Genomic DNA, 13,259 nt, shown 5'->3' with positions numbered 1-13,259 from the left:
GTTGCTGGCCTACATTGCCAGACGGTTTTGACAGACCGTAAGCTCATAGCGGATTGTAGTTCTACTATAATTCGTTAGACCCTTGCGTCCCCTTTCTTTGCGGTAGGACGGGAGGGGGACGCCCCGTGCGTGCTGGGTCTATGAGCTCCAGTCTGTCAACCCCCTTTCGTTCTACCACCATAAATTAATTCGCGGTAATCTGGTGGTAGGACTCCATTTTTTAAGGAGTTGACCATGACACTTTTCAAACTCATTTTCTCTCTTATTTAACTATTTTATTGATTTAAAATTTGGGTTTTTACGTCTTATTTTTTTAAATTTATAAATTATTTTTATTTTAAAATTTTAATTATTTTATTTTCCTGTGCTTTTAGGAGGATTAATTATTATTTAAAAAATTATTTTAAATCTCAAAGTCATTATATTTTTATTTTAGTTATACACATAAATAATCATGAGAATAATATGAAAATTTATAAACCCTTTTTGGCTTTAAGTTTCATAGTTGGCAGTTACGGCGTTTCGGTTTACGACCCAGAGACTCATCAGGAGTTTGAAAAAATTTGCCTGTCAGGTGGGCATAGCGAGTCGAGTTGTGACTGTATTTACCAGCGGCTTGAGCAAGTTTATTCCCCCAAGCTCATGCAGCGCCTCGAACATGTCAGTTTGCAAAGTCCTGTTCTCCCACGGGACTTTGCCCCTACTTTTTTCAGCGTCATGCAGCGTTGTGACAACAGTAGTCTGGGCTAAGCGTTGGCTTAGCTCTTTATCTCTGTGTTGCAATGGTGTTTTACTTTAAATCAGCGCAAAAAATTAAAGTCTGTTGTGGCGCAGAGGCCAGAGTTATTGGGTTAGCTGAACTGGTATTTTTAAAAATCACATCAACTCTATAACCAATCAAGTTATGCTGTGCTTACATTCAACTTTTGAACATTTATTAGAATGAACTACACATGGGATGAATTTGAGCAAAGACTTATCACCTATAGAGATGTAAAGACTGATCTTGCAAGAGTTTTAGATGCGTATGAGCTTCAAATAAAAGAACTTCTTCAACAAATTCAATTATTAACTTATGAAGATTCTTTGCCTATATTTAATCAGTTATATGAAATACAAGATCATTTAGCTACTGCCAAGTTTCGCTATGACCTCGACCTAAATGAAGCTTTAGATATATTCGTTTATCATTTCGATAGAGATGACAAAGCGCTGATAAGCCAATATTGGTACAAAAAATTCAAGCAAAACAAAGATATTCTTTGGCCTTTACCTCAAGATGAATAGTGGCTTGTACGTTTTATCCTACAAACTTTTAAGGTTTTTGCGGATTGGCGACACCCTTCTTTTTTCCTAATATGAAGTCATACAGGAACAGGATGTTCCAGAACATAAAACAACAATAATAGGTTCATGCATCAGGATCGTGAGATACGACAGGAGTCATATCTAGTACCCAAATACGAAAAAGCCCAACAGGATGTTGGGCTTTTTTTATAGCTGAATATTTATGAGTTTTTCTTTAAGGCTTCAATATAAGTGGTTGTGCTGCCATCCCAGTAACAATGTATACAACGTCCCTCTTTAAAAACATGCTCACAATTTGTATATCCATAAATTATAGAAGCACATTCAGGACACAACGAGGCCATGCTAGATTTAGTTTTTAAATACTGGCTTCCGCATTCATCACATTTTTCACAACCACTCAGCATGAATATATCTCGATTTAAAACAACGTCATGAGAACATAATGATAAATTAAAAGGCAATCTTGTACGTTTTATCCTACAAACTTTTAAGGATTTTGCGGATTGGCGACACTCTGCTTTTTTCCTAATATGAACTCATACAGGAACAGGATGTTCCGGAACATAAAACAACAATAATACGTTCAAGCACCAGGAGCGTGAGATACGACAGGAGTCATATCTAATCACCAAATACAAGAAAGCCCGACAGGATGTCGGGCTTTTTTTATGCTTATTTAAAACTGTTATTTGCATACGCCTATAGCGGGGTATGCGCCTGTTCTTGCTTTTTCTGGCGAATCCAACGTACCACCCAAATAACTGCAATCAGCACCACTATTGCCACAAGTGCAGGCACCAGCATAGCTGAAACCGAAAGTAAGATTGCGCCAATCCACTCACCTGTCGCAACGACAAAATTCCCTAAACCACCTGTGGTTGCAGTTGAAACACCACGTGCAGCAACGGTACTCATTTGCACCACACCTGCTGTGCCACCACCGACAATAATCGCTGCTGCCCAAGTAGCAAACTGAGACATTTCCCCACTACTCACAGCCATTGTGGTAAGCGTACCCGCAATCATCGCCGCAGGAGTTGCGACCGTGTCTAAGGCGTTATCCACCCACGGAATATAATAGGCTGCAATTTCACACACCGTTGCCACACCTAAAGCCAAACACACCGATGGTAGAGCTAACCACTCAAAGCCTTTCGATGGCTCAAACCATCCTATCATGGTGGCAATGCTCATGACCAGTAGCGGCACAAACACGCGAAAACCGCAGGCAGCGCTCAGCCCCACGCCAATACATAAACCCAATATTGTTTCCATAACGGTTTCCTTTTCATGCCCATCACGGGTCTTGTTATGTAAGTCTTATTTTTAAATTAACAAAAAGCCCCATCAGGTGACAGGGCTTTTTGTTAAATGCGAACGCAAATATTATTTCATTCTTAACGTTTAAATTGTGTGCAGTAGCATTTCGTGCAAGGTGGTAAAGGGTCTGTGTTAATTTCTAAAAACACTCTATGACCGCACTGAGCACAGAAATAGAAGCCTGTTCCGGGTTTTTCGCCTGCTGTTACCATGATTACATTCCTATAATCGTATATATATTAAACAGGAATATAACCCACTTAAAGTGAATGTCAATTGTCCATTTCGCCCGATGATGATGGCATAAATGCAAAAAATGTTATTTGTACGATTTATCTTACACAGATTTAGGGATTTAGCGGATTGGCGGTCCCCTGCTTTTTTTCTATGATGAGTTCATACAGGAACAGGATGTTCCGGAACATAAAACAACAATAATAGGTTCATGCATCAGGATCGTGAGATACGACAGGAGTCATATCTAGCAACCAAATACGAAAAAGCCCGACAGGATGTCGGGCTTTTTTTATATTCTTATTTTTCACTTATCTTTCCAATCACATAGTTTATAAATGCGCTACAAGAAACAAGCATGTATTTTGCATCACTATAACTAATGGTAGATTCATCCAAAAGTGCATGCCTAATTCCATCTGAATCACTTGTATATCCATATAAGCTTGTCAGAGCTTTCTTAAAAGCGGGATGTAAAGAATGATTTTTTTCAATAATATTTAGCGATGCTCCTAATGTAGCTTTTGGATTATCAGATAAAGTTATACATAAAGCTTCTACTGCACTAATAGATTCTTTAACCGAGTTTCTATAATCAGGTTTTTTTCTATCGGTTAATAAACTTAATGCTGCTTTCAAATGTATTTCTGTACCCGAAAATTTATTAGAAGAGTTAATTGCCGTTTCAATTGACTCAATCTCTTGTTCATCTGTTATGTCTGTTAATTGCTCATCAACAAATCTATATGCTGACAGTTCTTTTTCAAGAATATGATTCACAAATTTAATAAAATTATCCTGAAGATGAATTGGACAATTTTGGGCAGTAAACTCTATAAAATCATACAATTCAAACCATGAGTAAGCGAAAAATCTTTTTCTAATTGCTTCTTTAGCAATATCAAAATCTAGAGGCATATAATCTAGAGGAAGTTTAAAAAAATTATGCCAATAACTTACAAGTAGAGTAAATAAATTCGATGTTCTAAATGTTTTACTGTAATGATAACCATCATATTCTGTCCAAATCGTTAAATGTAAGGCATTCCATAAACCATTTTTCAAATCATCATCTATAGATTCTCTCTGGATTTCGATTCTTATTGGACTAAGACCTTTTCTTTTCGAAAATAACATTCTTTTTACCCCAGATTATTTTTATATCCTTAATCGTATAAGTTTTTTACATTTCTCATGATATAAGAATTTAGTCCATTACCACTCTTAGCTAATATTTTCATTTTTTCGACATGAAGTTGGCCTGCTTTATAATAGCTGTACTGATAAATTTTAATGGTTTTATCAAACTTTACCCTTATATATGTATCACCAATTTCATATGAAAAAACGCCAGAATCACCATCTAAATCTAAATATCTTTCCACTATTATTCTCAATAAAAAAACCCCATCTTCAAGATAGGGCTCTTCTGAATAAATTTCAATCAATTATAGACTAAATATTAAGCTACTTGACCTTCTAAAAAGTCTTGCGCAAAACGTTGTAATACACCGCCCGCTTCATATACCGAAACTTCTTCTTCTGTATCTAAACGGCAAGTCACAGGCACTTCAAGAATCTCTTCTTTACCATCCGCTGTGGCACGTTCAATCACTAAAGTTAAAGTCGAACGCGGCGCAATATTACCAATCACGCTATAAAGCTCTGTACCATCTAGCTTTAAAGTTTTGCGGTTTACACCCGGTTTAAACTCAAGTGGTAACACGCCCATACCCACCAAGTTAGTACGGTGAATACGCTCAAAACCTTCTGCCACAATCGCTTCAACACCTGCAAGGCGTACACCTTTCGCAGCCCAGTCACGGCTTGAACCCTGTCCGTAGTCAGCACCCGCGATAATAATTAATGGCTGTTTACGGTTCATGTAGGTTTCAATCGCTTCCCACATACGCATGACTTCGCCTTCTGGCTCTACACGCGCTTTTGAACCTTGCTTAATGGTACCGTCTGAACGAACCACCATTTCGTTATACAGTTTCGGGTTGGCAAATGTTGCACGTTGTGCAGTCAAGTGGTCACCACGGTGCGTTGCGTATGAGTTAAAGTCTTCTTCTGGTACGCCCATTTTGTGAAGGTATTCACCCGCAGCCGAGTCCATCAAAATCGCGTTTGAAGGCGACAAGTGGTCGGTGGTGATGTTGTCACCCAAAATCGCAAGCGGACGCATATTCGCCAAAGTACGTGGTGCAGCCAACGCCCCTTCCCAATATGGTGGACGGCGGATATAAGTACTTTGCGGACGCCAGTCGTAAAGTGGGCTCTTCGCTTGTTCAACTTCGCCCAAGTCAAACATTGGAATGTAGACTTTACGGAACTGTTCAGGCTTCACGGCTTGTTTAACTAAGGCATCAATTTCAGCATCAGATGGCCAGATGTCTTTCAGGTAAATCGGCTTACCTTCTTTGTCATGACCTAACGCATCTTTTTCGATGTCAAAACGAATCGTACCCGCAATTGCATATGCTACAACAAGCGGTGGAGATGCCAAGAACGCTTGTTTTGCATATGGATGGATACGGCCATCGAAGTTACGGTTACCAGACAGTACTGCTGTTGCGTACAAGTCACGGTCAATAATTTCTTGTTGAATGACTGGATCTAACGCGCCCGACATACCATTACATGTCGTACAAGCGTAAGCCACAATACCAAAACCAAGTTGTTCTAAGTCTTTTAGAACACCCGCTTCTTCAAGGTAAAGAGCAGCCGCTTTTGAACCCGGTGCAAATGATGATTTCACCCAAGGTTTACGAACTAAACCAAGTTCATTTGCCTTACGTGCCAACAAACCTGCCGCCACAGTGTTACGCGGGTTAGAAGTATTGGTACATGAAGTAATTGCAGCAATAATGATCGCGCCATCTGGCATTAAGCCATCAGAACGGTTTTCAACTACACCCGCAATGCCTTTTTCTTTTAGGTCCGCAGTTGAAACACGTGCATGTGGGTTTGATGGACCAGCGATGTTACGTGTTACTTTTGATAGGTCAAAACGTAGTACACGTGGGTACTCTGCTTTGGTCATATCAGATGCCCAAAGGCCGATTTCTTTTGCGTACTGTTCAACCAATGCCACTTGAGCATCTTCACGCCCTGTTAAGCGTAAGTAGTCGATTGTGTTTTGGTCGATGTAGAACATCGCAGCCGTAGCGCCATATTCTGGTGTCATGTTCGAAATGGTTGCACGGTCGCCCACAGACATGCTGTCAGCACCTTCACCAAAGAACTCAAGGTAAGCACCAACCACACGCTCTTTACGTAAGAACTCAGTTAGAGCCAACACGATATCTGTTGCAGTAATGCCTGCCTGACGCTGACCTACAAACTCAACACCAATAATGTCTGGTAGACGCATCCAAGATGCACGGCCTAACATTACGTTTTCAGCTTCTAAGCCACCAACACCCACAGAAATTACGCCCAACGCATCTGTATGCGGTGTGTGTGAGTCTGTACCTACACATGTGTCTGGGAATGCTACGCCATCACGCGCCTGAATCACCGGAGACATTTTCTCTAGGTTAATCTGGTGCATAATGCCGTTCCCCGCAGGGATCACATCGACATTTTTAAATGCTGTTTTGGTCCACTCAATAAAGTGGAAACGGTCTTCGTTACGACGGTCTTCAACAGCACGGTTTTTTGCAAAAGCGTCTGGGTCAGCACCACCATATTCCACCGCTAAAGAGTGGTCGACAATGAGCTGTGTTGGCACAACTGGGTTAACTTTAGATGGGTCACCGCCTTTGTCAGCAATCGCATCACGTAAACCTGCAAGGTCAACCAAAGCTGTTTGACCCAAGATGTCATGACACACCACACGTGCAGGGTACCAAGGAAAGTCCAAGTCCTGACGGCGTTCAATCAACTGCGTTAAATATGCAGTTAAGTTCTCGGCATCGGCACGGCGTACCAATTGCTCTGCGAGTACTTTAGAGGTGTAAGGCAGTTTTTCGTATGCGCCTGGCTGAATATCTTCAACGGCTTGACGCACGTCGTAATATTCAAGCTGGGTACCTGCCAGCGGTTTACGGTATTTTGTGTTCATTAACCACGCTCCGCCAATGGTTTAAATTCGAGATTTTCAGGGCCTGTATAGTTCGCGCTTGGACGAATGATCTTGCCGTCTTGACGTTGTTCAATCACGTGTGCTGACCAGCCTGCTGTACGTGCAATCACGAATAACGGTGTAAACATGGCAGTTGGAACGCCCATCAAGTGGTAGCTCACTGCACTGAACCAGTCGAGGTTCGGGAACATGTTTTTCACTTCTTTCATCACTGCTTCTAAACGTTCAGCGATGAGGTACATTTTTGTGTTCTCTTGTGCTTCTGCTAAGTCGTGCGCCACTTTCTTAATTACTTCGTTACGTGGGTCAGAAACTGTATATACAGGGTGACCAAAACCAATCACGACTTCTTTATTTTCAACACGCTTACGGATGTCAGCTTCTGCTTCGTCTGCATTGTCGTAACGTTGTTGAATCACGAATGCAACTTCGTTTGCACCACCGTGTTTAGGTCCACGAAGCGCACCAATACCACCAGTAATTGCTGAGTACATGTCAGAACCTGTACCTGCAACTACACGTGAGGTAAATGTAGACGCGTTAAATTCGTGCTCAGCATACAAAATAAGCGATGTATGCATTGCTTGAATCCATTCTTCAGATGGTTTTTCGCCATGAAGTAAGTGCAAGAAATGCGCTGCAATTGAGTCGTCATCTGTTTCAACTTCAATACGACGTCCGTTGTTGCTGAAGTGGTACCAATAAAGCAGCATTGAGCCTAGGCTTGCCATTAATTTGTCAGCAATGTCTTTTGCGCCCGCTTCGTTGTGGTCTTCGTGTTCTGGCGTTAAACAACCTAAAACTGAAACACCTGTACGCATCACATCCATTGGGTGTGCAGATGGTGGTAATTGTTCAAGTGCAGTTTTAAGAGCTGCTGGTAAGCCACGAAGTGCTTTTAATTTTGCTTTATACGCTTTGAGTTCAGCTTTGTTTGGTAGTTTGCCATGTACGAGCAAGTGAGCAACTTCTTCAAACTGGCTACCCGCTGCAAGGTCAAGAATGTCATAGCCACGATAGTGCAAGTCATTACCGCTACGTCCTACGGTACACAGTGCTGTGTTTCCTGCAACTTGTCCGCTAAGTGCAACTGATTTTTTTGGTTTGAAGCCTGTTGTTGTTTCATTTGAGCTCATAAGATTGTCCTTTCCTATCTATTTAAATTATTTGGGAAACACGGCATATGTACCGTGTTTTACTTCTTATTTCTTTTTAGCAAATGCGTTGTCTAAGTAGTCTTCAAACGCATAGTAGTTAATGCGTTCATATAACTCTTTACGCGTTTGCATAATATCAATCACGTTCTTTTGCGTGCCTTCTTTACGCAAGGTTTCATACACAGTTTCGGCTGCTTTGTTCATGGCACGGAAAGCAGAAAGCGGATAAAGCGCAAGGCTTACATCGGCAGATGCTAACTCTTCAGTGGTAAACAGTGGTGTAGAACCGAACTCGGTAATGTTTGCCAAAATTGGTGCACCTGTCTTCTGAGCAAATTGCTTGTACATATCAAGCTCAGTAATTGCTTCAGGGAACAACATGTCTGCACCCGCTTCGATGTAGGCACCCGCACGGTCAATTGCAGCTTGTAAGCCATCTACAGCCAATGCATCGGTACGCGCCATAATCACGAAGCTGTCATCACCACGCGCATCAACCGCTGCTTTAATACGGTCAACCATTTCTTCTTGAGTCACAATGGCTTTGTTCGGACGGTGACCACAACGTTTTGCGCCCACTTGGTCTTCAATGTGCATTGCCGCCGCACCAAACTTGATCAGTGCTTTTGTAGTACGAGCAATGTTAAATGCAGAAGCACCAAAACCTGTGTCAGCATCGACTAATAATGGAAGATCACATACATCAGTAATACGGCGTACGTCGGTCAACACATCATCAAGGTTACTAATTCCCAAATCAGGTAAGCCTAAAGAACCAGCGGCTACACCACCACCTGATAAGTAAATCGCTTTATAACCTGCACGTTTTGCCAAAAGTGCATGATTGGCATTGATGGTTCCAACCACTTGTAATGGCTTTTCTTGGGCTACTGCATCGCGAAATAGCTGACCTGCGGATTGTTTAGCCATTGTTATGTTCTCCTTGTGCTTGTAGCAGTGTTTGCTCAATAATTTTGTAAGAAGCATTGATATGTCGATGCATGAGCAGCTCGGCAAGTTCACCATCGCCTTCTGCAATTGCATCTAAAATACGGATATGTTCGTCCCAAGCTTTGCTTGGTCGGTCGGGTGTGTTTGAAAACTGAATTCGGTACATGCGGATGAGATGATAGAGCTCATCACATAGCATTTTTTCTAGGGTTTTATTGCCACTACTTTTGATAATGCAGTAGTGAAAATCGTCCTGTCCTTCTTGTAAGTAATATCCCTTACCTGCTTTAAAGTTTTCATCTTCGGCATGCATACGTAAGACATCACGTAGCGCCAAGATTTGCTTTTTATCAATATGCTGTGCAGCAAGTTTGCAGGCCAAACCTTCTAAAGACGCACGAATCTGGTAAAGCTCTTTAAACTGCTGCAAGGATAGCGAAACCACGCGCGCTCCCACATGTGCAGTACGCTCAACCAGTCGTTGACCTTCAAGGCGATGAATTGCTTCACGCAAAGGCCCACGGCTAATGCCGTAAGTGCGCGCCAGTTCAGGCTCAGAAATTTTGCTACCTGCCGGAATTTGACCCAAAACAATCGCCGTCTGTATTTGTTTAAATACATTCTCGGTCAGTGTTCTTCCCTGACTTTGTAATGGCTCTGGTGCGAAGGTCAAATCTTGCATATTGTCGACAATTTTTAATCAATTATGAGTTTTATAGCGGTATGAATGAAAAAAATCAAGGTAATTGTTGACACTTTTCAGAACGCATCAGGTCAATTTTTATCATTTGGCCTGTCATTCCACCTTATATTTATAGTATTACACCACTTTCCAATTTGTATTTATAAAACAGTTAGTTAATATTATTTTACCTAGAGATTTATGACACTTTTTTAGCTGCTTTTCGACCGCTAATCTTTTGTTTCAAACTTTAGTCTACAACCAATGTATTACAGCAAGATTGTAGACAATCTGCTTGAATGAAAGCATGAGTTAGAAATTAGTATCTATTTACCGTAATTTCTTTTAAATCTTTTTATCATTTTCAGCCAGAAAATATCGATATTAGTGAAATTATCAGGTGCTTCACGGTAGCTTTATTGATACATTATTGAACATCGACATAGTTGTGGCGTATTTTTCGAGACAGAAAAAACCCAGCACTATGCATATTGTTGAATGAAAGGACTTTTTTGATGTTTCAACATATCCCCCCATACGCAGGCGATCCAATTTTATCTTTAATGGAACAGTTCAATGCTGATACTCGTTCTGGAAAAGTGAACTTGAGTATTGGTCTTTACTATAACGAAGACAGTATTGTTCCTCAGTTAGAGACCATTATTGAAGCGCAAAAGCGTATTGAGCCTAAGAACGGTAAAACCAAACTTTATTTGCCAATGGAAGGCTTCAAACCTTACCGTGAAGCAATTCAAGCACTTTTATTTGGTGCAAACAGCCCAGCAGTTAAAGCTGGCCGTGCTGTGACGATCCAAACACTTGGTGGTTCAGGTGCATTGAAAGTTGGTGCGGACTTCTTAAAAACTTATTTCCCAAATTCAGACGTTTGGGTAAGCCAACCAACTTGGGATAACCACGTTGCGATTTTCAATGGCGCTGGCATCAAGACTCATTTCTACCCATATTTCGATGCAGAAACGCGTGGTGTAGATTTTGACGGTATGTTGTCTACACTTAAAACTTTGCCTGAGCAAAGCATTGTGTTGTTGCACCCATGCTGCCATAACCCAACGGGTGCTGACTTAAACCCAGCGCAATGGGACCAAGTGATTGCAGTATTAAAAGATCGTAACCTTATTCCATTCCTAGACATCGCTTACCAAGGTTTTGGTGACGGTATGGAAGAAGATGCGTATGCAATCCGTGCTTTAGACCAAGCGGGTCTAAACTTCATTGTGAGCAACTCGTTCTCTAAAATCTTCTCTTTATATGGCGAACGCGTTGGCGGCTTAACTTTCGTATGTGACGATGCAGAAGCTGCTCAGTGCACATTCGGTCAGTTAAAAGCGACTGTACGCCGTATTTACTCTAGCCCTCCTACAACAGGTGCTTGGTTAGTTGATGAAGTGTTAAATGACGCTGAACTTAACCAACAATGGCAAGGCGAAGTGAAAGAGATGCGTGAGCGTATTATCAAAATGCGTAGCATCTTGAAAGATGAACTCACTAAAGCGTTACCAGACCGTGACTTTAGCTACCTTGTAAACCAAAAAGGTATGTTCAGTTACACAGGTTTAACTGCTGAGCAAGTGGACATCTTGCGTGAAGAATATGCAATCTACTTAGTACGTAGTGGCCGTATTTGTGTAGCAGGTTTAAACATGAACAATGTTTATACTGTTGCTAAAGCAGTTGCAGAAGTGCTTGCTAAATCAACAGAAGCAGCATAAATCACCTATTAAAAAAGGCGCTTCGGCGCCTTTTTTTATTTCTAGATATTAAGATTTAGCTTTGCCCCAATACTTCAGTTTTGAGGTATGCCCAATCCCCACATTAAAGCTATTGGTTGGGTCGAGTTTTTGATAGAAATTGGCTAATGCAGGCTTGGCAATATAAAGATGCCCAACATTATGCTCTGCCGGATACTCAGCACGGCGCGCGTCCAACAATTTCCACATTTGATGTTCCATTTCTAAAGGGTCATGGCCCTTTTTAAGAATATAGTCCTGATGGAATACATGACAAAAGAAATGCCCATAATAGAGTTTATGGATGATTTTCTTTTCCATCTCGGCTGGCAGTTGCTCTACCCACTCGCGGTCATTACGACGTAGCGCAATATCAAGCGCCACAATATCTTCAACTTCACTACGATGTGTATCACGATAACGAATTGCCGCCCCTGCAATCGCAAAACGGTGTAAGAACGCTTTTCGGCCTTCCTCTTCGCTACATACGAAATAGCTACCTGACTGATGCACTGCAAAATATTCTTTTAAAAACTGCTCGGTCTGAGCTTTTGAATTATTTTCAACACGTAGCACTAAATGGTGCTCATAACGATCTCGATATTCGGTCATACGCTTCGGTAAATGACTCGGTAAAAAGAAGGTAATCGCCTGTAAAATATGATCCGTTAAACCTTTAATTTTAAATTTTTCTAAAAAGCCATCGACTTTATCTTTCATCGCAAAAGCTTTTGGAACATTGGCTGTACCAAACTTTTCAATAAACAAAAACGTGTCTTTCCCGTACTTTTCGCCAATCAGGTAAGCATCTCGGTGAATATATTCGCCCGCAATCGGCAAGCTTGGCAGTGAGGTCAGTAAGTAGCGACGAATGGCCGTTAAATCATCGGCATCATTAGTACCAATATAAAAGACATTACTTTCTACTTTTTCATAGGTATCAAGGCGCACAGCAAATACACAAACTTTACCCGCCGAACCCGAAGCCTCAAACAAACGTGACGGGTCTGCATTAAAACGCGCAGGTGTATCTTCATCAACTTGCGTCACATCGTGAGCATAGCGATGATCCGATGCCTGCTTTTCGCTGTCATCTAAAATATCTACAGCTTGATATTGCTGCTTCTCTAAACGCGTCAAAATTTCTTCAGGAGTCGAGCCTAAATTTACGCCTAAATGATTTACCAGTTCTAATTGACCAGCAGCATTGACCTGAGCATATAACGCCAGTTCAGTATACGCAGGACCGCGGCGTACCAAGGCACCGCCAGAGTTATTACAGACACCACCGAGTACCGATGCACCTATACAAGATGAACCAATTACCGAATGTGGCTCACGATTATAGCCTTTTAAAATTTGCTCTAAATTATCTAAGGTCGCACCCGGTAAACAAATCACTTGCTTGCCTTCATGAATAACTTGAATCCCCTTTAATCGGCGCGTGCTCATCACCAAAACAGGACGGTCATAATCATCACCATACGGAGTTGAACCACCGGTGAGTCCTGTATTTGCTGCCTGCATAATGACAATACAGTCTGCCTCAATTGCAGCCTGCAACACTTGCCATTGCTCTAGCAAGGTCCCTGGTACAACCACTGCAAGCACTTTCCCCTCACCAAAACGACGACCTTGACGGTACTGACGCGTGCTTTGATCATCGGTCAACACATGCGAACGCCCTACAATGTTTTGTAAACGGTCAATCACTGCTTGAGGAGAAAATGTTTGCATGATGGTTTCCTTTTGGTCATCCATTTATC

Annotated in this window: 12 protein-coding genes; 3 read left to right on the top strand and 9 right to left on the bottom strand. The window is 41.5% G+C overall.

Features of this window, described 5'->3' with window-relative positions; translation table 11 throughout:
• Positions 1-465 precede the first annotated feature (465 nt).
• Positions 466-750, top strand: a complete 285-nt coding sequence (locus ACIF8R_RS11485; RefSeq protein WP_396480839.1) for a hypothetical protein — start codon at positions 466-468, stop codon at positions 748-750.
• 192 nt (positions 751-942) lie between these two features.
• Positions 943-1,287, top strand: a complete 345-nt coding sequence (locus ACIF8R_RS11480; protein WP_396480838.1) for a hypothetical protein — start codon at positions 943-945, stop codon at positions 1,285-1,287.
• 723 nt (positions 1,288-2,010) lie between these two features.
• On the opposite strand, the gene ACIF8R_RS11475 is transcribed toward ACIF8R_RS11480, so the two are convergent.
• The 8 genes from ACIF8R_RS11475 to ACIF8R_RS11440 all read right to left on the bottom strand — a co-directional run bounded on the left by ACIF8R_RS11475 (position 2,011) and on the right by ACIF8R_RS11440 (position 9,745).
• On the bottom strand, positions 2,011-2,586 hold the full coding sequence (locus ACIF8R_RS11475) for a DUF4126 domain-containing protein (RefSeq protein WP_396480836.1): 576 nt from the start codon (positions 2,584-2,586) through the stop codon (positions 2,011-2,013).
• Positions 2,587-2,708: 122 nt separating this feature from the next.
• Complete coding sequence (locus tag ACIF8R_RS11470) at positions 2,709-2,843, bottom strand: zinc ribbon-containing protein (RefSeq protein ID WP_001983336.1); 135 nt, start codon at positions 2,841-2,843, stop codon at positions 2,709-2,711.
• A gap of 322 nt (positions 2,844-3,165) precedes the next feature.
• Positions 3,166-4,002 (bottom strand): AbiJ-NTD4 domain-containing protein, encoded by an 837-nt coding sequence (locus tag ACIF8R_RS11465; RefSeq protein ID WP_348901629.1) that lies wholly within the window; start codon positions 4,000-4,002, stop codon positions 3,166-3,168.
• Positions 4,003-4,031: 29 nt separating this feature from the next.
• Positions 4,032-4,250, bottom strand: a complete 219-nt coding sequence (locus tag ACIF8R_RS11460; RefSeq protein ID WP_026056967.1) for a hypothetical protein — start codon at positions 4,248-4,250, stop codon at positions 4,032-4,034.
• Positions 4,251-4,327: 77 nt separating this feature from the next.
• Positions 4,328-6,934 carry a Fe/S-dependent 2-methylisocitrate dehydratase AcnD gene (gene acnD / locus ACIF8R_RS11455; protein ID WP_396480834.1) on the bottom strand — a complete coding sequence of 869 codons (2,607 nt, stop codon included), beginning with the start codon at positions 6,932-6,934 and terminating at the stop codon, positions 4,328-4,330.
• Entirely contained in the window at positions 6,934-8,091 is a 1,158-nt protein-coding gene (prpC, locus tag ACIF8R_RS11450) for a 2-methylcitrate synthase (RefSeq protein ID WP_004795430.1), read from the bottom strand. The genes acnD and prpC overlap by 1 nt, the downstream gene beginning before the upstream one ends.
• A gap of 66 nt (positions 8,092-8,157) precedes the next feature.
• Positions 8,158-9,042: a methylisocitrate lyase gene (prpB, locus tag ACIF8R_RS11445; protein WP_005071840.1), complete on the bottom strand. Its 885-nt coding sequence runs from the start codon at positions 9,040-9,042 to the stop codon at positions 8,158-8,160.
• Positions 9,035-9,745 carry a GntR family transcriptional regulator gene (locus ACIF8R_RS11440; protein WP_001153627.1) on the bottom strand — a complete coding sequence of 237 codons (711 nt, stop codon included), beginning with the start codon at positions 9,743-9,745 and terminating at the stop codon, positions 9,035-9,037. Before ACIF8R_RS11440 ends, prpB begins: the two co-directional genes overlap by 8 nt.
• A gap of 515 nt (positions 9,746-10,260) precedes the next feature.
• Here ACIF8R_RS11440 and ACIF8R_RS11435 point away from each other — a divergent pair.
• Positions 10,261-11,475 (top strand): amino acid aminotransferase, encoded by a 1,215-nt coding sequence (locus ACIF8R_RS11435; protein WP_325754696.1) that lies wholly within the window; start codon positions 10,261-10,263, stop codon positions 11,473-11,475.
• A 48-nt stretch (positions 11,476-11,523) separates the two neighbouring features.
• On the opposite strand, the gene dld is transcribed toward ACIF8R_RS11435, so the two are convergent.
• The gene (dld, locus tag ACIF8R_RS11430) at positions 11,524-13,230 is read right to left on the bottom strand and encodes a D-lactate dehydrogenase (RefSeq protein ID WP_396480830.1); all 1,707 of its coding nucleotides are present in this window, start codon (positions 13,228-13,230) and stop codon (positions 11,524-11,526) included.
• Between the last annotated feature and the right edge of the window lie 29 nt (positions 13,231-13,259).

Source organism: Acinetobacter sp. ABJ_C4_1, assembly GCF_044538495.1.
GTDB classification, from domain to species: domain Bacteria; phylum Pseudomonadota; class Gammaproteobacteria; order Pseudomonadales; family Moraxellaceae; genus Acinetobacter; species Acinetobacter nosocomialis_A.
Note: the sequence above shows the minus strand (reverse complement) of the source record. Positions and strands in the feature narration are given on the sequence as shown.